Genomic DNA, 24455 nt, shown 5'->3' on the forward strand with positions numbered 1-24455 from the left:
CCCGTCGCGGGGGCCGGATCGCGCCAGGGCGGGGCGGCCCGCCCTGGTGTGCCACCGGACGCCGGGCTTCACTCCGGGGCCATGACACGACACCGGATCATGCGCCTGCTCGGCGCGCTCACCCTCGCCGCGGCCGGCCTGGCCGGCGCCTCGGGACCCGCGACGGCGGCGGCCTCCCCGGCGCCCGTCCCGGGCCCCGCCGCGCGCCAGTTCCCGGGCCCCGCCGTCGCAGATGTCCTCCCTGCCCCTGCCTCGGGCGTAGCAGCCGACCTCCGCCCTGCCCCGGGCGCAGCCGCCGGCGTCCGCCCGGCCCCGGCCCCGGCCCCCGCCCCGGGCAAGGCCCCGGCTCCCCGCGGGCCGGCCCCCGCTCCCGGCTGGCCGACCCCGCCCGCCGAGTTCGGAACCGACTGGCACGACCCCCTCACGCCCGCCCCGCCCGCCGCCCGCCCCGCGACACGGTCCTGCCGGGTCACCCTCGCCGAGGCGCGGTTCCGCGACTTCACCCCGTACCGCGGTACCTACGCACCCCCCGCCGGCTGCGGCGCCGACCACTGGGCCGCGGTGGTGCTCCGCCTCGACGGGAAGGTCAAGGGCCGCCAGTACGACCGCCTCGGCCACCTCTCCGTCGGCGGCGTGGAGATCCTGCGCACCTCCACGCCCCAGCCCTCGCCCGACGGCATCACCTGGTCCGTGGAGAAGGACGTCACCCGCTACCGCGACACCCTCGCCCGGCCGCAGCCCGTCGAGATGCTCATCGGGAACGTCGTCGACGACACCTACACCGGAGTCATCGACGCCACGGTCACCCTCACCTTCTACGCCGCCGAAGGCCGCACCGGCCCGGCCGCTACCCCGGACCGCGTCCTGCCGCTCACCTCCCCGGCCGTCACCACCCCGCGCAACACCGAGCGGCTGCTCGCCGAGGTGTACGCCACCGGCTCCGGCGGCGGCTGCGAGGAGTACTGGTACATGACCGCCCCGGATCCGGCCCCGTACTCCTGTAAGGCGGCCGACGGCCCGTACCGCGAGGTCCGCGTCCACGTCGACGGCCGGCTCGCCGGCCTCGCCGCGCCCTTCCCCACCGTCTGGACCGGCGGCTGGTCCAACCCCTTCCTCTGGTACGTCACCCCCGGCCCCCGCGCCTTCGAGGTCCAGCCCGTTCTCTACGACCTCACCCCCTTCGCCGCCCTCCTCAACGACGGCCGCCCGCACCGGATCGAGGTGACCGTCGCCGGTGTGCCGGCCGGCCAGAGCGGCTGGAGCACCCCGGCCAACCTGCTGCTGTGGCAGGACGAGGCACGGGCGGTCGTCACCGGCGCCCTGACCCGGCACGAGGAGGGCGAGCCGACCGGCCACTCCCGCTGGACGCCCGCCGCACCCGGCGCGGCGCACCGCCTCGACACCGAGGGCGGCCACCGGCTCACCGTCGCGGGATACCTCGACACCTCGCACGGCCGGGTCACCACCACGGTCACCCGCGCGGTCCGCAACACCTCCGTACACCGCTGGACCGACGGCGAGAACCTGGACGCCCTGACCGCCGGGTGGACCGACGAGGAGAACGTGACCCGCGGCGCCACCACCACCCGCACCGTGCGCACCTACACGATGGAGGGCGAGACCACCCTCGGCGCCGGCGACCGGCTGCGCACCGTCCTGTCCCTCGGCGACCGGGCGGACACCACGACCCGGCGCGGCGGCCGGACCGTCGAGGCCTCCCGGCTCGACGACCGCTACACCGGCGACGCCACGTACACGACCGGCGTCCCGCGCGATCAGCGGCACGCCGTCGCCACCACCACCGCCCACACCCGGGCGTACGGGGCTCAGACGCCCGGAGGATGTCACGACCGCACGCTGACCGCGGTGCAGGGCACCCTCACGGTGGACCGCCTCCGCTGCTGACGGAGCGGGGCCCTACGATGACCGGCCATGGAGACGAGTGAGGCCGGCAGACAGCTGATCGACGGCCGGTTCGAACTGATCAAACCTTTGGGCGCCGGCGGCATGGGCACGGTGTGGCGCGCCCGTGACATCGCCCTGCACCGCGACGTCGCGTTGAAGGAGGTGCGCCCGCCGGACCCGGCCACCGCCGCCGCCCAGCCCGGTCTCGCCGGCCAGCTGCGCGAACGGGCCGTCCGCGAGGCCCGCGCCCTCGCCCGCCTCGCCCACCCGAACGTGGTCACGATCCACCACATCGTGGAGCCCGCGCCGGGCGCCGACGGCCACCCGTGGATCGTCATGGAAATGGTCCGGGGCGGCTCGCTGTACGACCGGCTGGAGTCCGGCCCCATGCCGGTCCCGGAGGTGGTCCGGCTCGGCCTCGACGTGCTGTCCGCACTGCGCGCCGCGCACGCCGAGGGCGTCCTCCACCGTGATGTGAAACCGGCCAATGTGCTGCTGCGCCCCGACGGCTCCGCGGTGCTCACCGACTTCGGCATCGCCGCCCTGCACGACTCGGCGGGCCTCACCTCGACCGGGGTGCTGATCGGCTCGCCCGAGTACATCGCGCCCGAGCGGGTGCGCGGCGCCGAGGGGCTGGCCGCCTCCGACCTGTGGTCGCTCGGCATGATGCTGTACGTGGCCGCGGAGGGTGTCCACCCGCTGCGCCGGGCCTCCAGCCTGGCCACCGTGGTCGCCGTGCTCGACGAGCCGCTGCCCGCGCCCGTACGGTCCGGCCCGCTGGGGCCCGTACTGGAGCGGCTGCTTGTACGGGACCCGGCCGCGCGCCCCGACGCGGCGCTCCTGGAACAGCTGCTCCGCGGTGCGAGCACCGCTCTCGCGGGCCCGGCGGCCGGGTACGGTCCGCCCCCGCCGCCCGTACGGCCCGCCGCCCCGGCCGCCGCGTCGCAGGCGCACACCGGGCCCCCGGCGCCGTACGGTCCGTACCGGCCGTCGGCGCCCCTGGCCCACACGCCGCCGGCGTTCCGTCCCGGCGGCGGCTCCCCGTACGACGCCACCGCGCCGCTCCCGGCCACCCGCGGCCCGCGCCGCAGGACGGCCCTGATCGCGGCGGTCCTGACCGTGGCCCTGACGGGCGGGGCCATCGGCCTCGTCCAGTGGCTGCCCTTCGGGGGCGAGCGGTCCGGCGGCGACGCGAAGGGCGCCACCGCCACCACCGCCACCAGCGGCCCCGGCACCCCGGCCGCGAAGACGCCCGTCCCGCAGGCGAGCACCCCGCAGGCGGCCACCGGCGGCGGCCGGCAGGACGGTTCCGCCGTCCCGGCCAAGGGCGGGCTGCTGACCCCGGCGGGCATCCGGACGGCCCTGGAGGCGCTCAAACAGCAGACCGGCACCACGGTGTTCGTGGACCTGTTGGTCTACGACGGGTACGTCCTCGCCTCGATCCCCACCGCCCCGGGCGCCAGGACGGTCGACGCCTGGCAGTACCGCGATGGGGCCGCCAAGCGCACCGGCCCGAAGGGGACCGTCGCTGCCGACAAGCCCCTGATCGACATGTCCACGGTCTCCTGGGACGCCCTTCCGGGCCTGCTGGAGCAGTCCCGGAAGGAGCTGGGGGTGTCCGCTCCGACATCGCGCTACGTCATCGTCGACGCCTGGATGATGGACGGCCTCCCGTGCATGAGGCCGTACCTGAGCGACGAGTACGGCCAGGGCGGCTACGTCCTCGCCGGAATCGACGGCAAGGTGCGCAAGGTCCAGCGCTCCTGACCGGCGGCGAACCGGAGCCGGGCGGGTTCTAGTAGGGGCCGTTCACGTTGTCGATGGAGCCGTAGCGCTTGGCCGCGTAGTTGCAGGCGGCGGTGATGTTGGCGACCGGGTCGTACGAGTCCAGGGAGGTGCCCGGCACGTGGTGCTCCCGGAAGGTCGGGTCGATGACCTGGAGCAGGCCCTTGGAGGGGATGCCGGCCGCGGCGTTCGAGTCCCAGTTGTTGATCGCCAGCGGATTGCCGGAGGATTCCCGCATGATGTTGCGGTGAATTCCGTTGTAGGTGCCGGGAATTCCGTGCTTCGCCATGACGTCGAGCGACTCGCGGATCCAGCCGTCCAGGTTGTTCGGGTAGGCCTTGGCCGCGGTGGTGGCCGCGGCCTTCTTCGCGGCCGTGCCGAGGGTCAGTTTCAGGCCGGGGCGGATGGTCGACGGGTTGTCGCCGATGGTGCTCCGGTTGGCGGCGTAGAGCTGTTCCCAGCCGCCGGTGAGGGAGTGCTTCGCCGCGATCTGCGACAGGGTGTCGCCGGCGACCACCGCGTACGTGGTGCGCGCGGCGGCAGACTCGGCCGCTCCGGCGGTGGTCGCGCCGACCAGGGGGAGGGCCAAGGCCAGCCCGCCGATGCCGGCGAGGGCCAGCTTGCGGGTGATCGGGTTCTGCTTCGGCCGGCGGTGCTTACCCTGTGCGGGCATGGCGGAATTCCTCACGTGGGGGGACGGGAGATCCCCGGCGGTGGCCTGATTCGGCTGTCGGCCGCTGGGAACGAGGTGACCGTAGGCGAGTTCGCCGGGCCGGAACAAGACATGAATTCCGCCCGGAGATCGACTTCCCGCATTCCGCCCGCAAAATGACCATGGAAGGGTCTTCGTGCAATTGCCGATTCCCTTTCCGGGGAAAGGGAATCGGCCGGTCGCACGGAAATGATGTTGAATGTTTTCGAGTGACTGACGTCACGGTTTGGCGGCCGGAATCTCAATACGGGCAAGTCGGCGCTCCACGTGCTTCATTCGGGCGACTCGCGCGTTGGTTGCGAATCGCCCATTCAGGACTCTTTCCGGCTTTTCGCGGTCAGTCGGAGGCCGTCGACGTCGTGCCGGCCGCGGGGCCACCGCGCTTCGACCGCGCCGCGGCCGTTCACAGCTCCGCCAGACGCTCCGCGACCGCGGCCACCGCCCCCGCCGAGGCCGGCAGCAGGGGGAGCCGTACACCGGCGGTCGGGATGCGGCCCTGCGCGTGCAGCACCCCCTTGACCACCGCGGGATTCGGCTCGGCGAACGCCGCCGCCGACATCCGGGCCAGCGCGTGCCCCAGCGGCCGAGCCCGCTCCACGTCGCCCGCCCGCCAGGCCTCGGCCAGCTCCGCGAACCGGGCCGTCGCCAGGTGCGCCGAAGCCAGTACGCCGCCCACCGCGCCCATGGCCAGCAGCGGCGAGAGGTACGCGTCGTCGCCCGCCAGCACCTCGAACCCGTCCGGCAGGTCCCCGAGCAGCGCCACCGCCTCCTGGTCGATGCCGCCGCCCGCGTACTTCACCCCGGCCACCCCCGGCAGCGAGCCGACGGCCCGCAGCGCGGCGGCGTCCAGCGGCTGCCCCGTGCGGTACGGGACGTGATAGACGATCAGCGGTACGGGGCTCACCTCGGCCAGCCGCGCGAAGTGCGCCAACACCCCCGCCGCCGAAGGCCGTACGAACGCAGGCACGGTCACCAGCGCCGCCCCGGCCCCCGGCCGGCGCGCCAGCCGGGCCAGCGACTCCTCGGCCGCACGGGTCCCGCTCGCCCCCGCGCCCACGGTCAGCAGCGCGCCCCGCTCCCCGCAGACCCGGGCGCACACGTCGGTGACGAGGTCGCGCTCCGCCGCGTCGAGCAGGGCCGCCTCCGCGGTCGTCCCGAGGGCCACCAGACCGGCGGCGCCCCCGTCGAGCATGTCGTGGGCGAGGGCCTCCAGGGCCTCGGCGGCGACCTCCCCGGAACGGTCGAAGGGCGTGACGAGGGGTACGTGGATCCCGTGCAGGGAGAGGCCCCCGGCGGAACGTCGATCGGTGTCCTGGTTCATGCTCCGAGCCTGGCGCCCGGGGAGCGCCGAATCCAGTTCGCGTTTCTCACCAGAACCGTAAGCTGAGCCGATGCTCGATGTACGACGCCTGCGCCTGCTGCGCGAACTCGCCCGCCGCGGGACCATCGCCGCCGTGGCGGAGGCCCTCGCCTTCAGCCCTTCGGCGGTCTCCCAGCAACTGACCGTCCTGGAACGCGAAGCCGGCCTGCCCCTGCTGGAGCGCACCGGCCGCCGGGTCCGCCTCACCCCCGCCGGCGAGACCCTGGTCCGCCATGCCGACGCCGTCCTCGAACGGCTGGAACGGGCCGGTGCCGACCTCGCCGAAGCCCGTGGCGGCCTCGCCGGGGCGCTGCGCGTCGGTGCCTTCCCCACGGCCGCGCGGGCCATCGTCCCGGCTGCCCTGACCGCCCTCGCGCGGCGCCACCCGGGGCTGGAGCCGATGGTGTCGGAGACCGACCCGGCGGCCGTCGCGCACGCCCTGCGGGCCGGGGACCTGGACGTGGCGCTGATCCACGCGTACGACCTGGTGCCGGCTCCGCGGGAGCCCGGGCTCGACACCGAGCCGCTGTACCGGGAGGCGATGTACTTGGCGGCGCCCGCGGGCCGGGCCCCGGGCCCGCCGCCGCCCGGCGGCCCGGGCCGCGGCCCGGAGGGGAGCCGGGGCCGCACCACGGAGGGGAGCCCGGGCCGCACCACGGACCAGGCCGCCGTCCTGCTCGCGCACGCGGAGGACCCCTGGATCACGGCCACCCCCGGGACCCTCTGCCACGCGATGACCGTACGGGCCTGCCAGGCGGCCGGATTCACCCCGCGCGTCCGCCACCGGGTCGACGAGTTCGCCACCGTGCTCGCCCTGGTCGCGGCCGGCCAGGGCGTGGCCGTCGTACCGCAACTCGGAGTCACCGCACCCCCCGACCCCGCCGTCCGCCTCACCCGGCTGCCCATGGAGCGCCGCACCGAGGTCGCCTTCCGCAGCGGATCCGCCGCCCACCCGGCGGTGGCCGCGTTCGCCGCCGCGCTGCGGGAGTCCGTACCACCGGAACTGGCCGGTTCGCGCGCCGCGCGGTGAGACGGCTCCCGCCTGGTGGGGCGCCCGTGTACGTTCGGACGGCAGCCGAATGAGAGTGGGGTAGCACGTGACGCACCGCGTACGAGGGGTCATCGCCCGGAGCAAGGGCGCACCGGTGGAGACGACGACGATCCTCGTCCCCGACCCGGGACCCGGCGAGGCGCTGGTCAAGGTCCAGGCCTGCGGGGTCTGCCACACCGACCTGCACTACCGGGAGGGCGGAATCAACGACGAGTTCCCCTTCCTCCTCGGCCACGAGGCCGCGGGCGTGGTCGAGTCGGTCGGCCCGGACGTCACCTCCGTGGCGCCCGGCGACTTCGTCGTCCTCAACTGGCGGGCGGTGTGCGGGACCTGCCGTGCGTGCCGGCGCGGACGCCCCTGGTACTGCTTCGCCACGCACAACGCGACCCAGCCGATGACCCTGGAGGACGGCACCCCCCTGTCCCCGGCGCTCGGCATCGGCTCCTTTGCCGAGAAGACCCTGGTCGCGGCCGGCCAGTGCACCAAGGTGGACCCGGCCGCCTCGCCCGCGGCCGCCGGACTCCTGGGCTGCGGCGTGATGGCCGGCCTCGGCGCCGCCCTGAACACCGGAGGCGTCGGGCGGGGCGACTCCGTCGCCGTCATTGGCTGCGGGGGAGTGGGCAACGCAGCCGTGGCCGGGGCCCGCCTCGCGGGCGCCTCCAAGATCATCGCGGTGGACCTGGACGACCGGAAGCTGGAGTGGGCCCGCGGCCTGGGCGCCACGCACACCGTCAACGGCGGCACCGAGGACGTGGTCAAGGCCATCCAGGCGCTGACCGACGGGAACGGCGCCGACGTCGTCATCGACGCCGTGGGCCGGCCCGAGACCTACCGGCAGGCGTTCTACGCCCGCGACCTGGCCGGGACCGTGGTCCTGGTCGGAGTCCCGACCCCGGAGATGAAGCTCGAACTGCCGCTCCTGGACGTCTTCGGCCGCGGCGGCGCGCTGAAGTCCTCCTGGTACGGGGACTGCCTGCCCGAGCGCGACTTCCCGGTGCTCGTCGACCTCTACCTCCAGGGCCGGCTGGACCTGGACGCCTTCGTGTCCGAGACGATCCCGCTCGACGGGGTCGAGGCCGCCTTCGCCCGGATGGAGCGCGGCGAGGTGCTCCGCTCGGTGGTCGAGTTCCCGTAAGACCCGGCCGCCCGCCGGACCCCGTACCGGGAATCGGACCCGGTACTAAACTCGGCCGGACCGGGGGTCCGGCGGTCCGCAGGTCCGCCGGACCGCCACCCCCGTGCCCCCGCCGCGATCCGGCCGGGCCGCGGGGCTTCGCACCTCGTACCCCAGGGGCCGTCCGTGACCGCAGAGCACACCTACCGCCAGCCCGGAACGGTCCTCACCGACCACCGGTTCACCGTCCCCCTGGACCACGCGCACCCGGACGGCGAGCGCATCCAGCTCTACGCCCGCGAGGTCGTCGCCGCGGGCAAGGACCCGGAGAGCCTGCCGTGGCTGCTGTACCTGGAGGGCGGCCCCGGGTTCGGCGCGCGGCGGTTCATCGGCCGTCAGGCCTGGCTGGACCGGGCCCTGACCGAGTTCCGCGTCCTGCTCCTCGACCAGCGCGGGACCGGCCGTTCCACCCCGGTCAACCGGCAGACCCTGCCGCTGCGCGGCGGAACGGCCCAACAGGCCGACTACCTGGCCCACTTCCGGTCCGACTCCATCGTGCGCGACGCCGAGGCCATCCGGCCCGGCCTGACCGGCGGTGCGCCCTGGACCGTCCTGGGGCAGAGCTTCGGCGGCTTCTGCGCCACCCACTACCTCGGCCACGCGCCCGAGGGACTGGCCGCGGTCCTGATCACCGGCGGGCTGCCGTCGCTGACCGCCACCGCCGAAGAGGTGTACGAGGCCGCGTACCCCCGGATGGAACGCAAGACCGCCGCGCACTACGCCCGTTACCCCATGGACGTGGAGCGCGCCCGCCGGATCGCCGCCCACCTCGCCGTCCGCCCGGCCGGACTCCCGGGCGGCCACCGGCTGACGCCCGAGGCCTTCCAGTCCCTCGGCATCCTCCTCGGCTCCGGCGACGGCAGCCACCAGCTGCACTACCTCCTCGAGGACGCCTTCGTCCCCGCCCCCGGCGGACCGGAGCTCTCCGACGCCTTCCTGGAGGGCGTCCACGCCCTCCTCTCCTACGCCGGACACCCCCTGTACGCGCTGATCCACGAGTCGATCTACGCCCAGGACCCGGCCGTCCCCACCGGCTGGGCGGCCGACCGGGTCCGCGCGCGCCACCCGCGCTTCGACGCCGGCACGACCCTCGCGGGCACGGAACCCCTGCTGTTCACCGCGGAGAACGTCCACCCCTGGCACTTCACCACCGACCCGGCCCTGGCCCCGCTGCGCGAGACCGCCGAGCTGCTGGCCGCCCGTACGGGCTGGACGCCCCTGTACGACCCCGCGCGGCTCGCCGCCAACGAGGTACCCGTGGCCGCCGCCGTCTACCACGACGACCTGTACGTCGACACCGCGCACTCGCTGGAGACGGCCCGCGCGATCCGGGGGCTGCGGACGTGGGTGACGGACGAGTTCGAGCACGACGGCGTCCGCGCGGGCGGCTCCCGCGTCCTGGACCGGCTGCTGGCCCTCGTACGCGACGAGGCCTGAGCGGCCCCGCCCCACGGGGGTCCCGTCCCGCGCGGTCCCGTCAGCGCGGGGTCAGCCGGCGGGGGCGCCCGAAGCGGACCGGGACCCCCGCGGAGTACAGGACGCTGGCCGGGGCGCCGGCCGGGGCGGAGAGTCCGGCCGCGGCGACCAGGTCCTCCGTGCACTCCAGCAGCTCCGCGCGCCGCAGCGGCCAGCGCGGATGGGTGTTGGGCAGGTACAGCGGGCCGGTGTGGAAGTCGTTGTGCAGGGCCCACCGGGCCGTGACGAAGTGCTCCAGCGCGGTCGGCTCGTCGACCGGCGGGCCCACGCGGACGGCGATGCGCGAGCCCGCGCCCCGCGGGCCCGGCCACCTGCGCCGGCCCGTGTACGTGAGGACGTCACCGTCGCGCACGACGGACATCCGCGCCCACCGGTAGGGAAGCCGGAAGCCCGCACGGGCGATGACCACCGGTACGAGCCGCGAGGCGTCCAGGGACCGGAACACGACGCCCCGCCGCCCCCGGGCGTCCACCGAGTACAGCCGTACGTTCGTCTCCGGGAAGGAGCCGAAGTACGGGACGCCGGGCAGCCCCAGCCAGCCCACGCGGTGCATCCGGAAGGCGATGAGGCCGACGTAGGAGAATCCGTCGAGGGTGTCGGGGACGGTCCCCGCGGGCAGCAGGGGAGCCACCTCGGCCGGGTCGACCGCCCAGTGCAGGAACGCCAGGTCGAGCCAGGACTGCGTCAGCAGGGGGCGCGCCAGGGAGAAGGGCGGCTCCGCGCTCACGGGTTCCGTCGGCTGTGGATGCGGCACCCCGCCATTCTCCCAGCCCGCCGCCCGCCCCGCCGGACTCGCGGAGACCGGCGGCGGCCCCCGCCGCCCGGGGGAGGGGCGTCCCGCGCGCCGCCCCGAATCCGGGAGACCCGGCCTATGGCAGAGATCGGCGACAGATGACACGCTCGTGTCCTCGAATGCGCGAGCCTGGGGGGCGGACACGTGACGGAGCCGGGTATCGGCATGGGCCTGCGGGGCCGCAGCGGCATCCTCACCCTTGTCGACGCGTGCCTCAAGGAGACCCCGGCGGCCGAACGGCCCCTCACGATGCTGCTCGGACCACCCGGCAGCGGCGCCAGCGAGGCGCACAGCGCCCTCATGGAGCACTTCGGACCCGAGTACCCCTTCGCCTTCGTCAACTTCGGCGGCTCCCAGTCACTCCTGCCCCGCTACGCCCTGGGCCTCCTCGCCCGCCAGCTCGAACGCAAACTCCCCCGCTACGGACGCTCCCGCTTCCCGCTGCTCAGCCTCGGCCTGCTCGCCTCCGACCAGGAGCTGCGGATGCGCAGCCTCACCGAGGGCCGGCGCGCCGTCCAGCGGCAGCTCGACGAGTTCCAGCAGGACAACGAGGCCCGCCACGGCGACTACCTCGCCGCCTTCTTCGAAGTCGGCATGGGCGCGGTCGGCATGCCCGAAGGCGCCTCCACCGCCGCCCTCGCCCTGTTCCAGGACGCCCTGCGCCGGGGCCGCCGCAGCATGCCGGGCCTGTTCCGCGGACGAACCGGCAGCAGGCTCACCACCGGCGCCCACTGGTACGGCGCTCACCCCATGACCCGCAGCGGGGACCCCATGGAAGCCCTCGTCGAACTCAACCTGTGGCGCCACGAGGGAGACGAGAACGCACAGGAGCGCCTCGACCTCGTGCTGTTCTCGGCGTTCCTGGAAGACCTCAGACGCAACACCGCCCGCAACTTCATGCCCCGCTCCTACCTGCTCCTCCTCGACAACTCCCACACCGAGTACGGCCGCCGCTTCCTGGACCTGCTCGTGCGCGCCCGGCACGACGAGACGGTCGTCGCGGGCCACGCGAGCGACCCGCTGACCGTCGTCGCCAGCTCCAACCGCTGGCTGCCCCGCTGGGGTCCCGCCACCGGGGACTCCTGGCCCTGGCAGCTCCGCGGCCCCGACCGGGCCTCCCTGACCGACTGGAACACCCACCGGCCCACCCGGGACAGCGAGGACACCTGGTGGTACCCCTTACGCCTGCGCGACCTCAACCTCGACGAGGTCCGCATCCGCATCGAGCTCCAGCTCGGCGGACACGGCGACCTCGCCCCGCTGACCCGCCTCACCCCCTTCGTGCACCGCCTCACCGGCGGACTGCCGCGCGCCGTCCACCAGGTCCTGGAGACGCTGCGCCAGTCCGGGCCGCCCCCGGACTCGGGGCCCCGGCAGGACCGCTGGCTGCGCGCCCTTCCCGACCGGCCGCTGAGCATCGGCGAGCACACCGCCACCCTCGCCGACACCGCCCTCGGCCACCTCCTGCGCGACTTCGACGAGACCGGGCGCGCCGCCCTCGCCGAATGCGCCGCCGCCCGGGACTTCTCCGTCGGCACGCGCCTCCTCAGCCCCGGCGACGCCCTGTTCGGCGAAGTCCGGTCCCGCTGGCTGCTGTCAGGACCGGCCGCCGTCGTCCCCGTACTCCACCCCTGGCTGCGCCGGCTGCTGCTGTGGCGGCTCGCCCGGCGTCCCGACGCGTGGGACACCGCGCACGAACTCCTCGCCGAGCACTACCGGGACGAGGGACGCCCCGTCCAGGAGATGTACCACGAGCTCGCTCTCGGGCGTACCGACGCGGTCACCGCCCACCTGACCCGGCGCTTCACCACGGTGCCGGCCCTGCAGTGGATCGCGGAGTTCCACGCGGTCACCGCCGCACCCAATCGCCTCCCCGCCGACGGCGGCCCGCTGGAACTCCTCGCCGGGCTGGGCCCGCGCACCACCGGGCGCGCCGGTGGGCGCGTCATGGACGTGGAAGCCGTCATCCACACGCTGGTGACGACCCGATGGGTGTGGAGCGATCCGCTCGCCGACCCCGCCATGCGACTCAACGACATGATCGCCGACGGCTTCACCCAGCTGTCCCAACTGCGGAGGAACGACATCGTGGCCCTCTTCAACGAGGCGGAGCGACACCGGCACTGGCGCGATCCCCAGACCGCCGGCGGGGAGGGCTGAGCCCGTGGTCAGACTCGAATGGCCGCTGCACGTGGTACGCCGCGTCGCCCTCGCCCTCGCGGGCGCCGCCGTGCTCGCCACGGCGCTCTGGCTGGGCGCCGGCTGGATCCAGGAATGGCGCTCCACCTGCGCCGAGGGAGTCGTAGAACGGGGCGAACGGGACGAATGCGTCGGGGTGACCGACGGCTCCTACACGTTCGCCCCGCACCTCGAAGAGGTCGGGAAGAAGATCCAGGAGGAGAACGCCCGCGTCCTGGCCGACGCCGGCGAGGAGCCCTACGTCAGCGTCGCCTACCTCACCTCCTTCACCACCACCGCCGAGGACAGCAACTCCGCGGAAGGCGTCCGGCACGAACTCCAGGGCGCCTACCTCGCCCAGTACCGCCACAACCGCGGCGACCTGTCGGCCACGCCGAAGATCCGCCTGCTGATCGCCAACCCGGGCAGCCGGTCGGCCCACTGGCGGCACACCGTCGACGAGCTGATCGCCCGCAAGGACTCCCCGGACCGGCTGGTCGCGGTGGCCGGCCTCGGCCCCAGCACGGACGAGAACCTCGCGGCCATACGACGGCTCTCCGAACACGGCATCGCCATGGTCGGAGCCACCATGACGGCCACCGACATCCAGAACATCAACGGCTTCGTCCGGGTCGCCCCCACCAACGTCGACGAGGCGTACGCCGCCGCCGGCTACCTGAAGAGGCGCGGCGTCGCCAGCGCCGTCGTCATCCAGGACGTGGCCAAGGGCAATCTGTACGCCTCCACGCTCGGCACGGCCTTCACCGAGGCCTTCCACGACGGCGGCGCTCACAAACTGGTGGCCGAGCGGATGACCTACGACTCCTCCGTCGGCAGCGCCTGGCAGAACGAACTCCGCTACATGTCGGGCCAGTTGTGCCTGCAACGCCCGCAGGTCGTCTACTTCGCGGGCCGCGGCCGGCACCTCACCCATTTCCTGGACTCGCTGGCCAACCGAAGCTGCACCGAGCAGAAGTTCACCGTCTTCGCCGGGGACGACACCACGAACCTGACCGCCGAACAGCTCGCCCACGCCGCCGACACCGGGGTCGAGGTCCTCTACACCGGCCTCTCCCACCCCGACATGTACCGGGCGTCCCCGCAGTCGGTGTCCGCCCCCTCGGCGAAGAACTTCCAGCAGGGTGGCCTGCTCGACCAGTGGTTCCCGCACGACGCGCGCCACGACGGCGGCGCGCTGATGGGCCACGACGCCGTCCTCGCCGCCGCCCACGGCATCCAGATGGCCGCACGCTGGCAGGGCAAGGTCGCCGGCGACGCCGTGGCCCGGATGTTCCACCAGATGGACGGAAGTCAGCAGGTGGCGGGAGCCAGCGGCTTCATCTCCTTCCAGAACAACGGCAACCCCCGCAACAAGGCGGTACCGGTCCTGCGGCTCAACGCGGCGGGCCAGGCCGAGTTCGTCGAGGTGTCGGCGGCGCAGGGCAAGCCCCCCGAACAGCAGTGACACGGACGGCGGCGGGCAGCGGCCGCCCGCCGCCGCCCGCCGCTCAAGCCCAGGGACAACCACGCGCTCCCCGATGCGCGCCCGGTACACATCCCGCCCCTCGTGGCGCGGGGGCGGGGGTGGGTGCCGCTCAGGCGGTCGTGCCGCCGGGGCCGTAGTGGGTGCTGAGGCCGTGGTGGTAGGCAGGATCGCCGAGGTGTAGCTGCCGGTCGAACTCGGGGGCGTTCTCGATCTGCACCCGCGTCAGGCCCACGTAGATCCGCTGCTCGTCCAGCTCGATGCGGGTGATGGTCCCGGCCGGGATCAGTACCTCCTTGCCGAAGACCCAGACTCCGGTGTCGACCACCAGGTAGGAGGAGTCGAGTTCGGCCGAGTGCTTGTCGACCTTGCCCACGGTGCCGTCGGTCGCCTCGACCGGCCAGCCGGCCAGGTCCACGCCCTCGACGAACTCCGGGGCCTGTCGGTGGTTCCACATGTCGTGACTGGTCATGAGGCCCGCGTGCCCCCGGGCCGCCGTCCCAATCCCGCGCCCCGGCGGCCGCCTACTGCGGCTGAGTGGCGATCTGGATCAGGTTGCCGCAGGTGTCGTCGAAGACGGCGGTGGTGACGACGCCCATGTCCAGGGGTTCCTGGGTGAAGCGGACCCCGAGGGCGCGCAGGCGCGCGTACTCCGCGTGCACGTCGTCGACGGCGAACTGGGCGAGCGGGATGCCGTCCTTGGCGAGCGTGTCGCGGTAGGGCCTGACGGCCGGGTGGCCGGCGGGCTCCAGGAGGAGCTGGGTGCCGCCGGGCTCGTCCGGCGAGACGACGGTCAGCCACCGGTCCTTCTCGCCCACGGGGACGTCGTACTTCTTCACGAAGCCGAGGATCTCGGTGTAGAAGCGCAGGGCCTCGGCCTGGTCGTCTACGAAGACGCTGGTCAGATGGATCTTCACGGGGTGCTTTCCTCCGGTCCGGATGGGTCGGGCGCGAGCCATCGCTCGGCGATCCGCCGCAGCGGGGCCGTGTTCAGGTCGTGGAACTTGTAGCGGCCCTCCCGCCTGCTCTCGACCAGCCCGGCGGCCTCCAGCACGGCGAGGTGCTGGGAAACCGCCTGGCGTGAGATGCCGAGCCGGTGCTTCATGCTCAGGCGCGCGCAGATCTCGAACAGTGTCTGTCCGGACCTTTCCGTGAGCTCGTCGAGGATGGTGCGGCGGGTGGGGTCGGCCAGGGCTTTGAAGAGGTCACCGGCCACGTCCACACGATAGGCAACCACACACTTGCCTATCAAGTCGAGGTGCGCCGCGCCCGAACCCCGCGTACGAGCCCGACGGCCCCGTCGAACAGCAGGAAGGCGAGGAGCGTCACCCCGAGTACCGGCAGCGCCCAGCCCAGGCGCCGCCACGGCCGGCAGACCGGCCACGAGAGCCGGCAGGGGCAGGGTGCGCCAGGCGCCGCGGGCCGGGGCCTTGCCCATCGAGGCCCTGCGCGTTGTCGTTCTGCGCCACGACCCACGCGCTGGACGCGTCGGCAGGGGGCGTCACCTCGACGGTGCCGCCCAGACCCGCCGCCCGGGCGGCGGCCAGTGCCGAGTCGAAGGCGGCCGGATCGGCGTCGGCGGCCTTCGGGGTACCGCCGTGGCCCGCGTGCTCCCCGCCCTCCGCCCCATCCGGCGGCTCGGCTCCGGGCAGCAGGGTGTCGAGTTCCGGCGCGCGCCCCTTGACCGCGTCCAGCAGCTGCCCGAAGCGCTCGCCGGCGTAGTGGGACCAGGTCAGCCCGGTGGCGCTGAGGAAGAACAGGCCGAGCGCGAGCCACACGCCCGTCGCCGCGTGGAAGCTGCGGGTACGGCGCACGCCCTTGGCACCCCGGTCGGGCAGCAGCACGCCGCGGGCCGAGCCGGCGCGCTGCCCGCGACAGCGGCCGAGCCAGAGCACGAGGCCGCCCGCGACGACCACCCCGAGCCAGCTCGCGGCGACCTCGGAGTAGAGGCGGCCGGTCTCGCCCAGGTGCAGGTTCCGGTGCAGGTCGTCCAGCCAGGTGGTCAGCGGAGTCGATCCGTACCAGGTGGTGAGCTCGCCCCGCACCCGCGCGGTGTACGGGTCGACGAAGACCGTGCGCTGCCTCTCGCCCAACTCGGGCACGGACAGCACCACTCGGGTGGTGTGCCGCGGCCCTGCGGGTGTCGTGACGGAGGCGAGGGTGCCCTCCGGGTGCGCCGACCGTGCCGCGGTGATCTGCTCCGCCAGCGGACGGGCCTGCCCGCCGCTCTGCTCGACGCGCAGCTGTTCGCCGTACACGAGCTGGTCGAGCTGAGGGGTGAAGGTGTAGATCAGCCCGGTGAGGGCCGCGACGAGCAGGAACGGGGCGACGAACACCCCGGCGTAGAAGTGCAGTCGGAGCACCAGGGCGCGCGCACCCCGCCACGAGCGGCCGGGGGGCTCCTCCCGTGTCGTCCGGTCCTGCCCCCGCGTGTCGTGACCGATGGCCGAAGACATGTGTGTTCCCCCATCAGTACGCGCGCTCAGTGCGTGCGCGTACGGCGAAGCCGGTAGGTGGTGTGTGCCGGGCGCGCGGGCGCGGTAACCGCGGCCGCGCCCGGTACACCGGCCGGAGAACGTGCGGGTCACCCGGTACTTCCGCTCCGACACGGCTCCTCCTCCTGGCACGCACGGGTGAGGGACCGCCTGCCGGCTCCTGATCACCTCCGCCATGTAGTCGGACCGGAACCCCATCTGGTTTCCGCCACTTTCCGTTCACGCCGAAGGGCCCGGCCCGTACAACCGTGGGCCGGGCTCGGAGTCCGGGTCGGGACGCGCGTACACCCCTTACGCCGGGCGGCCGTCCTGCTCGCGGCCCTTCCAGGCCGGCACCGCGCACGGCTCAGGGGGCGGCCCGCCGTCGCGGGGGCGCGGCGCTACTTCTTCTCGCAGGTGAAGGTCACCTGAGCGCTCCGCGCGCTCATCTTCTGGTCCGGCAGGTGCAGGGTGACGAAGGTGCTCACCGTCGAGGCGTTCGCCTGGCCCGGCACCTTCACCACGTGCAGCACGGCTCGGCTGCCGGTCCCGGCGGCGAAGTCGGCCGAGCCCGGGGAGACCGGGTCGGAGCTGGAGGCGAACGTCCAGTAGTAGCGGACCTTCCCCGGCCCGGTGGCCGTGATCTTGCCGTCGAACTCGGCCGTGGTCCCCTTGGAGCAGTCGATGACGGACCCGGGCGGAGTCAGGACGACCACCTCGGCCTTGGTGACCTTCACGCTCCCCTTGCCGCCTCCCGGCTTCTGCGGGAGAGGCTTGGCGCACGTGACGCCCGGCTTGCCGCCGCCGCCCGGCACCAGCTCGCAGGAGGGTGCCGAGGGTGCGGCGCCCGGGCCCGCCGCGCGGCCCTGGGCCGCGAAGGCGGGGGTGAGGGCTACCGAGGAGGCGAGGAGCGGGGCCGCGAGAAGCGAGAGGCACCGACGCCGGTTCGTCTGCCGGATCATCGTGCTGTCCTTCGTGAGGAGAGCCCCGAGGCAACACCCAGGATATCGGCCGGTACGCCCACCGGGCGGCCCGAACCCCCGCGGCCGCCCGAGAGGGCCGGTGCGACGCGGTGCGACGCTCTGTGCCCAGGGGGACACGGGGACGGGGCGTACCCGGGAGCGCCGGGGGACCCGGCGGCGCTCCCCGCCGGGACGGTCGTGACCATCCCCCCGGTCCGCTCGTTCAAGATGGCCCGGGGCCGACGCCCAGCCCTCCCCGATCAGGCCTTGACCGGGAACCGCGGTGAAGGGCGGGGTCCGCGCGCCCGCTTGGCGTATTCGAACTCTTCCCGGGATCCTGCGGCCGCCGCACCCGGAAAGTATGATCAAGCAATGTCTGACATGACCGAAACCACGCCCGGTTGGCTGACCAGCGACGAGCTGGAACTGGCCAGGGCCCGGATGCCGATCCTGTACGTGGAGGCCGTGCCCGTACGTGTGGACACCAGCGGCGAAGTCACCAGCATCGGGCTGCTGTTGCGCATCGGCCCGGACGGGACGGTCAGCCGGAACCTGGTGTCCGGCCGCGTCCTGCACCACGAGCGGGTCCGGGACGCGCTGCTGCGCCACCTGGAGAAGGACCTCGGCCCGATGGCCCTGCCCCACGTCCCCGCCTCCCTCCAGCCCTTCACGGTCGCCGAGTACTTCCCCACGGTGGGGGTCACCTCGTACCACGACCCCCGCCAACACGCGGTGTCCCTCGCCTACATCGTGCCGGTGACCGGCGACTGCCGGCCCCGTCAGGACGCGCTTGACCTGGTCTGGCTGAGTCCGCAGGAGGCGGCCTCGATCTCCGTTCAGAACGAGATGCCGGGCGGGCACGGGGTGTTGCTGAAGCAGGCACTCGCCTACGCGGGACACGCCTACTGAGCTGCGCCCCGCCGCCGCCCGCCGGTCCGGGCAGCACGGGTGGCCGCCCGCGCTGCCCGGAGAAGGACGGGTGGGCCGCCCGCGCTGCCCGGAAGGAGGACGCGTGACGTTGACGAGCCCGGCCCTGAGCCCGCCGTGACGTTCGCGCCCGCTCCGAGCGGGCCGGTCAGGTCACGGGGGCCTTGGCCCGCAGGACGGTCAGGAACTCCCGCATCCAGCTCGAGTGGTCCGGCCAGGCCCTGGCCGAGACCAGCGTGCCGTCGACCACGGTCTCGGAGTCCTCGAACGCCGCTCCGGCCGCCTTCATGTCCGGCTCCAGCGCCGGGTAGGCCGTCACCCGGCGGCCGGCCAGGCCGCCCGCCGCGGCCGTGATCAGCGGGCCGTGGCAGATCTGGGCGATCGGCTTGTCCGCCCCGGCGAAGGCGGCCAGGATCCGCCGTACCTCCGGGTCGTTGCGCAGGTACTCCGGAGCCCTCCCGCCCGGGACGACCACGGCCTCGTAGTCCTCGGTGACCACGTCGGCGAAGGCCAGGTCGGCCGGCCAGGTGTAGCCCGGCTTCTCGGTGTACGTGTCGAAGCCGTCCTCGAAGTCGTGGACCACGAACCGCAGCTTCTTGACGGACGGCGCCGCGATGTGGACCTCGTAGCCCTCCTCGCGCAGGCGTTGGTACGGATAGAGGACTTCCAGCGACTCGGCCGCGTCACCGGTCACGATGAGGATCTTCACTGCCATGGGCTGCTCCAGGGAGGACGGATCACGATCGGTCGGCCCCGCCGGGGCCACCGTTACCCTCCCCGGGGTGCGCGGACCGCACACCCCCGGTGTTTGCCGTTCGGTTTCGGGAGCGGGGAACAAACAGGTTTCGTTGACCGTTCATCTACATGTGGGTGCGGGAAGGGATGATGTCCCCGGGCCTGACCATCGCCTGTGGGGAAGATCGTCCGGCTGAAGCCCCGCAGAGCCTTTCGCCGCGAGGCGACCGCCCTTCCCGCTCCCGCCTTCGAACGCCCCGGCCGGCTGTCCCCCCTGCCGGCCGGGGCCGCCCCGGCCGGCCCTCCCCCCCCGGCCGGTCGGGGCCCTTGCGTATCCCCGGCCCCGCCCCCCCTCCCCGAGGACGGCACCGCAGGGTCGGGGCCGGGCGGACGGCGTGACCCGTCAGAGCATCCGGCGGGCGTTGAGCCGGGCGGCCTGCCGCGTCAGGTGGTCGCGCTCGGCGAGGTTGGTCGCCTTCCGGGCCGCCTCGGTGTACAGCCGGGCCGCGGCCGCCAGGTCGCCGTCACGCTCGTGGAGGTACGCCGCCACCGCCGCGTGACGGGGCACGGGGTGCTCCGTGCCCGCGGAGCCCGGGAAGGACTCCTCCAGCGCCGCGAGCGCCGCCAGGCCTGCGCGCGGTCCGTCGGCCTCGCCGACGGCCACCGCGCGGTTGAGCCGGACGACCGGGTTGTCGGTCAGGCGTACGAGCTCGTCGTACCACCCGACGATCTGCACCCAGTCGGTCTCGTCGGCGCTCCGCGCGTCGGCGTGGAGCGCCGCGATGGCGGCCTGCGCCTGGAACTCGCCCAGCCGGTCGCGGGCGAGGGCCGCCTGGAGAACGGCGACGCCCTCGGTGATCGCCCCGGTGTCCCACCGGCCCCGGTCCTGCTCGGCGAGCGGCACCAGGCTGCCGTCGGACGCCGTCCGGGCGGCGCGCCGGGCGTGGTGGAGCAGCATGAGGGCGAGCAGTCCCGCCGCCTCGGGGTGGTCGACCGCGGCCGCGAGCTGCCGGGCGAGCCGGATGGCCTCGGCCGCGAGGTCGACGTCGCCGGAATAGCCCTCGTTGAAGACCAGGTAGAGGACGCGCAATACGGTGGCGACGTCGCCGGGCCGGTCGAAGCGCACGCCGGAGACGGTGCGCTTGGCCCGGCTGATGCGCTGCGCCATGGTTGCCTCGGGCACCAGGTAGGCCCGGGCGATCTGGCGGGTGGTGAGCCCGCCGACGGCGCGCAGCGTGAGCGCGACCGCGGACGACGGGGTCAGCGACGGGTGGGCACACAGGAAGTAGAGCAGGAGCGTGTCGTCGACCGCGGGCCCGGGCTCGGGCGGCGGCTCCTCCTCGGCGACTCCCTCACGCCGGCGGCGGGCGGCGTCCGCCCGGGTCGCGTCGAGGAACCGTCTCCAGGCCGCGGTGACCAGCCAGCCCTTCGGGTCCCGGGGGGCGCCGGCCGGCCAGGCGCGGACCGCCGCGACCAGCGCGTCCTGCACGGCGTCCTCGGCCGCCGCGAAGTCGGCTCCGCGGCGGACGAGGATCCCGATCACGCTCGGGGTGAGGCTCCGGAGCAGGACCTCGTCCACCTCGGAGCTCACTCGGTGACCGTGGGCGGCGCGGTGAGGAACGGGCGCAGCTCGAGCCACTCGTGGATCGGCTTCCCGCCCGCCCCGGGAGCGGCCGACAGTTCCCCGGCCAGCTCGACGGCGCGCTCGTGGCTGTCTACGTCGATCACCATCCAGCCGGCGATGAGGTCCTTGGTCTCGGCGAACGGGCCGTCGGTCACCGGCGGGCGACCCTCGCCGTCGTACCGGACGAACGACCCCTCGGGGGCGAGCGCGGAGGCACCGACGAACTCGCCGGTCCCCTCGAGCCGGGCCGCGAAGTCGTTCATGTACTGGATGTGGTCCGAGATCTCCTGCGGCGTCCACTGATCCATGGGCACGTCGTTGACCGGAGCCGGGGCGCCGCGGTAGTGCTTGAGCAGCAGGTACTTGGCCATGGTGCATCTCCTCGGTGCTGGTGCGACCCATTGTGGCCGCGTTCGCAGCGGGGACGGAGCCGGCCACGGGTTCTCGACATCCGCGCCGGAACTTTTTTGCCCGGGAGGCGCGGGGCCGCGGCCGGCGGCCGGCTGCCGGCTGCCGCCCCGACCCCGTGGCCGGTGTCCAGGGCCGCGCCCGCGGCCGGTTCCGGGGGCTCAGTGCGGGGCGGGGATCACATCGCGCGTCTCGTCGACCCCGAGGGCCGCGGTGGTGCTGCGGCCGAGCGCGCCCGGGGGGCCTCGTCCGCGCAGACGGTGCCCGCGCGGGCAGCGCCAGGGTGGCGAGGTAGGCCGTGGCCAGGGCGCTGACGCACGCGCTCCGGTTGTAGGCCGTGTGTCCTTCGCCGGCGAAGGACAGCAGCCGCCCGTTGTCCAGCGTCCCGGCCGGCGCCACGGCGTCCTGGTACGGGGTGTCCGGGTCTCCGGTCGTGCCGAGGACGAGGATCGGGGCGGAACCGGCCGCCCGTAGGAACCCTCGAAGCGGCTCGGGCGCTCCGCGGGCCACTGGGAGCAGGTGGGCGCGTGGTTGTGGTCGTACGTGGGCGGCCCGAGGCCGATCGGCGGTCCCAGCAGCGCAGACGCGGCGGCCCGGGCGCCGACCAGCGCACGCGGAAGGGGTGCGGGACGGGCGTCAACGTAGCCCTCGGCCGCCGCCCGTGCCGGCCCACCGGAGTTGATTTCCGCCTCCCCCCAGGGTTGTACGCTCCGGCCGGCGGCGCCAGCGACTCGAACCCGCCGAAGGACCGTCCGTCCCGCTCGGGTGTCATGGGTGAGGGGTGCGCCTGCCGGCCCACCCCTCGCAGCGGTTCTCGGAGAGGTACATGGCACTCGGCATCGTCGTCCTCTTGATGGTTCCCGTCCTCATGGTCCTCGCGGTGTGCGTCGCCATCGCGCACTTCAGGCCGAAGGAATCCCGCTCCGGCTGTCTCCTCGCGTCGGGCGGTCTCCTTCTCGTGTGCGCCCTCACGCTGGTGCTGCTCCTCGTCGACCGGAACACGGCGTGACGCACGGCGCGCTTGGTGGCCCGCCCGGCGAAGGCGGCGGCTGCGCTGACGGTCCGGTCGGTCCTGTGGGAGTGCCCCCGGCAGTACCCTGCCGACGGGATCACAGCCGGGCCGTCGGGCGTTGGACCGTCGAAGGGAGCGATCACGTTGCACACACCGCACAACCCGAGCGATGAGAAGGGGCCGATGGGCGCGGCCGACCAGGGACGGCAGTGGCCGGACGAGGCCAGTGTCGACAACGCGAGGACGACGCTGCTGCAGCTCCTCGCGCGGGCCGGCGTGCCCGCCGACGACGCGCGGGCGCTGATCGGGCTCGTCGAGGCCGGCACCCTGGCTCTCGCGTACGAGGAGCTGGGCGCCGACGGCCGCAGCGCGCCGGGCGACAAGGGCGAGGCGTACGAGTCGGGCTGGCTCGACGGCGCCGCCGGCCTCCTGGAAGAGCTGGGCGCCGTCGCCGAACGGACCCTGGCCCGGGTGGTGGGGGAGGACGGGCCGCCGGACCCGGCCGGGGAGCGGCCGCGGCCGCGGCGCATGGAGGTGGAGCGGGCGCAGGTGGCGGTCACCCCCCTGTACCTGTCGTTCACCGCGGCCTCGGAGCTGGACCCGGAGGTGACCGGCGAGGTCCTCACCGCCGTCCTCGCCACGATGAGCCCCCGGCAGCGGGCCGGGTACCCCGGGCGGCTGACGCGGTTCGCCGCGGCCCACCGGACCCGGCTGGAGCGGCTGTTCGCGGCGTACGGGCCGGGCAGCGCCATCACGGTCCACGGCCGGTACTCGCTCGTCCACTCGGTCACGAGCATCGCCGTGCTGGAGCGGCTCGTCGCCGCCCCGCAGGGGCTGCGGGAGGAGTGGGACGCCGCGGAGCTGCCGCCCGCCTGGCTGGACGGACTGACGACCGCCTGGAACGCCCCGTCCTGAGCGCCGCCCGGCGGGGTCGCCCGGGCGCGCCGGGCGCGCCCTGTCGGCCGTCCCTGTCGGCCGTCCCTGTCCGCCGTGCCCGTCCGCCGGCCCCGTTCCCCACGCCGAACGGGCGGGGTGGGTTTGCGGCGGGCCGGCCGTGGCACACGGGCTGAACACCACTGCTCCGCAGTGAAGTTGTTCACCGACCGGCTCCTGGAGGGACCCACTCATGTCCGACGCGTACCGCTCTCCCGACGCCACCAGTGCCCACCCCGAGCCCGCCACGGGGCGCAGCGGCCTGGCCGTGGCCGCACTGATCACCGGCATCGCGTCCCTGCTGCTCCTGTGGATCTGGTTCGTGGGCATCCCGCTGGCGCTGGTGGCCATCGGCCTGGGCATAGCCGCCCTCCGCAGAGCCCGCGCCGGTGCCGGTGGCCGCGGCATGGCCATCGCCGGCCTGGTCCTGGGCGCCGTGACCGTGGTCATCGCGGGGATCCTGGTCGCCGTAGGGGTGTCCATCCTCAACTCCGACGAGGGCAAGGACCTGCGGTCCTGCATGAACAACGCCCAGACGCAGCAGGAACAGCAGGACTGCTCCAACCGCTTCAACGAGGACGTCAACAACTGACGCGCATCACCGCCGGGGTGTGGCAGGCCACACCCCGGGTGGGCGGCCCACCGCGGTGACCGGGCGGGCGCCCCGGCGTCATGGTCATCGGCATGACGACAACGTCACGACCCACCAGCACGAAGAAGCCCTCCGGCCCCGCCGGTACTGCCGGGCGCCCGTGGGCCCTGCTCTTTCATCCCCCCGGGGCCCTCGTCCCCGCCCGCGTCGCGATGAGTTCGGGGGCCGTCGCCGGTCTACCCTTCACACCCCTCGTTGCGAAAGGTGCGGCAGATGACCGATACGACCACTTTCGACCTCGGACCGCAGGCCCTGATCGTGGCCCGCCTCGCGGCGGCCGTCCCGGACGCGCGGCTCGCCGACCGGACGCCCTGCCCCGCGTACACGGTCGGCGACCTGCTGGGTCACCTCGCGGGCCTCGCCGTCGCCTTCCGCGACGCCGCCCGCAAGGACCTGGGCCCCACCACGGACACGTCCCCCGACTCGACCGCGCCCACCTTGCCCGCCGACTGGCGCGAGGACCTTCCCCGGGTCCTCGGAGAACTGGCCGAGGCCTGGAAGGACCCGGCCGCCTGGACCGGCATGACCCGCGCGGGCGGCGTGGACCTGCCCGGCGACGTCGCGGCAGCGGTGGCCACCGACGAACTGCTGGTGCACGGCTGGGACCTGGCCAGGGCCACCGGCCAGCCGTACGCACCCGATCAGGCCGCGCTGAGCGCCTCGTACGCGTTGCTGCTGGCCTCCGCCGAGGAGGGGAACGGCGGCGGGGACATCTTCGGACCCGTCGTGCCCGTACCGGACGACGCCCCGCTGCTGGACCGCGCCGTCGGGCTCAGCGGTCGTGACCCGGGCTGGTCCCCCTCCTGACCGG

Annotated in this window: 21 protein-coding genes and 3 pseudogenes; 12 read left to right on the plus strand and 12 right to left on the minus strand. The window is 74.2% G+C overall.

Annotation, left to right across the window (positions count from 1 at the left end; translation table 11 throughout):
• Positions 1–387: 387 nt before the first annotated feature.
• Positions 388–1905: pseudogene (locus OTB16_RS11410) on the plus strand (peptide-N4-asparagine amidase); the annotation flags it as partial.
• Between the two features lie 27 nt (positions 1906–1932).
• Complete coding sequence (locus OTB16_RS11415; RefSeq protein ID WP_267719961.1) at positions 1933–3672, plus strand: serine/threonine-protein kinase; 1740 nt, start codon at positions 1933–1935, stop codon at positions 3670–3672.
• Positions 3673–3700: 28 nt separating this feature from the next.
• Here OTB16_RS11415 and OTB16_RS11420 read toward each other — a convergent pair whose 3' ends face one another.
• Positions 3701–4363, minus strand: a complete 663-nt coding sequence (locus tag OTB16_RS11420; RefSeq protein WP_267719963.1) for a LysM peptidoglycan-binding domain-containing protein — start codon at positions 4361–4363, stop codon at positions 3701–3703.
• Between the two features lie 442 nt (positions 4364–4805).
• The gene (locus OTB16_RS11425; protein WP_267719965.1) at positions 4806–5723 is read right to left on the minus strand and encodes a dihydrodipicolinate synthase family protein; all 918 of its coding nucleotides are present in this window, start codon (positions 5721–5723) and stop codon (positions 4806–4808) included.
• A gap of 70 nt (positions 5724–5793) precedes the next feature.
• Here OTB16_RS11425 and OTB16_RS11430 point away from each other — a divergent pair, with 70 nt between their 5' ends.
• From OTB16_RS11430 to OTB16_RS11440, 3 genes are all read left to right on the plus strand, one after another.
• Positions 5794–6792 carry a LysR substrate-binding domain-containing protein gene (locus OTB16_RS11430; protein ID WP_267719966.1) on the plus strand — a complete coding sequence of 333 codons (999 nt, stop codon included), beginning with the start codon at positions 5794–5796 and terminating at the stop codon, positions 6790–6792.
• 67 nt (positions 6793–6859) lie between these two features.
• Positions 6860–7948, plus strand: a complete 1089-nt coding sequence (locus OTB16_RS11435; RefSeq protein ID WP_267719967.1) for an S-(hydroxymethyl)mycothiol dehydrogenase — start codon at positions 6860–6862, stop codon at positions 7946–7948.
• A 165-nt stretch (positions 7949–8113) separates the two neighbouring features.
• Positions 8114–9424, plus strand: a complete 1311-nt coding sequence (locus tag OTB16_RS11440) for an alpha/beta fold hydrolase (RefSeq protein WP_267719968.1) — start codon at positions 8114–8116, stop codon at positions 9422–9424.
• A 40-nt stretch (positions 9425–9464) separates the two neighbouring features.
• Here OTB16_RS11440 and OTB16_RS11445 read toward each other — a convergent pair whose 3' ends face one another.
• On the minus strand, positions 9465–10217 hold the full coding sequence (locus OTB16_RS11445) for a YqjF family protein (RefSeq protein ID WP_267719969.1): 753 nt from the start codon (positions 10215–10217) through the stop codon (positions 9465–9467).
• A gap of 183 nt (positions 10218–10400) precedes the next feature.
• Between OTB16_RS11445 and OTB16_RS11450 the strand changes: the two genes are divergently transcribed.
• Both OTB16_RS11450 and OTB16_RS11455 read left to right on the plus strand, forming a co-directional pair.
• A complete protein-coding gene (locus OTB16_RS11450) occupies positions 10401–12416 on the plus strand; it encodes a hypothetical protein (protein WP_267719970.1) in 2016 nt (671 codons plus the stop codon).
• 4 nt (positions 12417–12420) lie between these two features.
• On the plus strand, positions 12421–13899 hold the full coding sequence (locus OTB16_RS11455; protein WP_267719971.1) for a type 1 periplasmic-binding domain-containing protein: 1479 nt from the start codon (positions 12421–12423) through the stop codon (positions 13897–13899).
• A gap of 130 nt (positions 13900–14029) precedes the next feature.
• Here the strand turns inward: OTB16_RS11455 and OTB16_RS11460 are convergent, their stop codons facing one another.
• The 5 genes and pseudogenes from OTB16_RS11460 to OTB16_RS11480 form a co-directional block, all read right to left on the minus strand.
• On the minus strand, positions 14030–14389 hold the full coding sequence (locus OTB16_RS11460) for a PRC-barrel domain-containing protein (protein WP_267719972.1): 360 nt from the start codon (positions 14387–14389) through the stop codon (positions 14030–14032).
• A gap of 52 nt (positions 14390–14441) precedes the next feature.
• On the minus strand, positions 14442–14834 hold the full coding sequence (locus OTB16_RS11465) for a VOC family protein (RefSeq protein WP_267719973.1): 393 nt from the start codon (positions 14832–14834) through the stop codon (positions 14442–14444).
• Positions 14831–15133: an ArsR/SmtB family transcription factor gene (locus OTB16_RS11470; protein WP_267719974.1), complete on the minus strand. Its 303-nt coding sequence runs from the start codon at positions 15131–15133 to the stop codon at positions 14831–14833. Before OTB16_RS11470 ends, OTB16_RS11465 begins: the two co-directional genes overlap by 4 nt.
• A gap of 32 nt (positions 15134–15165) precedes the next feature.
• Positions 15166–16373, minus strand: a pseudogene (locus tag OTB16_RS11475) (PepSY-associated TM helix domain-containing protein).
• A gap of 419 nt (positions 16374–16792) precedes the next feature.
• Positions 16793–17353 (minus strand): hypothetical protein, encoded by a 561-nt coding sequence (locus OTB16_RS11480; RefSeq protein ID WP_267719975.1) that lies wholly within the window; start codon positions 17351–17353, stop codon positions 16793–16795.
• A gap of 381 nt (positions 17354–17734) precedes the next feature.
• Between OTB16_RS11480 and OTB16_RS11485 the strand changes: the two genes are divergently transcribed.
• Positions 17735–18262, plus strand: coding sequence for an NUDIX hydrolase family protein (locus OTB16_RS11485; RefSeq protein WP_267720024.1), 528 nt, complete (start codon positions 17735–17737; stop codon positions 18260–18262).
• A 166-nt stretch (positions 18263–18428) separates the two neighbouring features.
• Here OTB16_RS11485 and OTB16_RS11490 read toward each other — a convergent pair whose 3' ends face one another.
• The 4 genes and pseudogenes from OTB16_RS11490 to OTB16_RS39235 form a co-directional block, all read right to left on the minus strand.
• The gene (locus OTB16_RS11490) at positions 18429–18995 is read right to left on the minus strand and encodes a DJ-1/PfpI family protein (protein ID WP_267719976.1); all 567 of its coding nucleotides are present in this window, start codon (positions 18993–18995) and stop codon (positions 18429–18431) included.
• A 423-nt stretch (positions 18996–19418) separates the two neighbouring features.
• Complete coding sequence (locus tag OTB16_RS11495; protein ID WP_267720025.1) at positions 19419–20594, minus strand: RNA polymerase sigma factor; 1176 nt, start codon at positions 20592–20594, stop codon at positions 19419–19421.
• 8 nt (positions 20595–20602) lie between these two features.
• Complete coding sequence (locus tag OTB16_RS11500; RefSeq protein WP_267719977.1) at positions 20603–21010, minus strand: YciI family protein; 408 nt, start codon at positions 21008–21010, stop codon at positions 20603–20605.
• Between the two features lie 361 nt (positions 21011–21371).
• A pseudogene (locus OTB16_RS39235) lies at positions 21372–21557 on the minus strand (alpha/beta hydrolase); the annotation flags it as partial.
• 316 nt (positions 21558–21873) lie between these two features.
• Between OTB16_RS39235 and OTB16_RS11510 the strand changes: the two are divergent.
• The 4 genes from OTB16_RS11510 (at position 21874) to OTB16_RS11525 (ending at position 24451) form a co-directional block, all read left to right on the plus strand.
• The gene (locus OTB16_RS11510) at positions 21874–22056 is read left to right on the plus strand and encodes a hypothetical protein (RefSeq protein ID WP_267719978.1); all 183 of its coding nucleotides are present in this window, start codon (positions 21874–21876) and stop codon (positions 22054–22056) included.
• Between the two features lie 147 nt (positions 22057–22203).
• A complete protein-coding gene (locus tag OTB16_RS11515) occupies positions 22204–22974 on the plus strand; it encodes a hypothetical protein (protein WP_324290288.1) in 771 nt (256 codons plus the stop codon).
• Positions 22975–23185: 211 nt separating this feature from the next.
• Positions 23186–23584, plus strand: a complete 399-nt coding sequence (locus OTB16_RS11520) for a DUF4190 domain-containing protein (protein WP_267719979.1) — start codon at positions 23186–23188, stop codon at positions 23582–23584.
• A 273-nt stretch (positions 23585–23857) separates the two neighbouring features.
• Positions 23858–24451 (plus strand): TIGR03086 family metal-binding protein, encoded by a 594-nt coding sequence (locus OTB16_RS11525; RefSeq protein WP_267719980.1) that lies wholly within the window; start codon positions 23858–23860, stop codon positions 24449–24451.
• Positions 24452–24455: the final 4 nt, after the last annotated feature.

The sequence above is a fragment of the Streptomyces antarcticus genome (genome assembly GCF_026627255.1).
In the GTDB taxonomy this organism is placed as follows: domain Bacteria; phylum Actinomycetota; class Actinomycetes; order Streptomycetales; family Streptomycetaceae; genus Streptomyces; species Streptomyces antarcticus.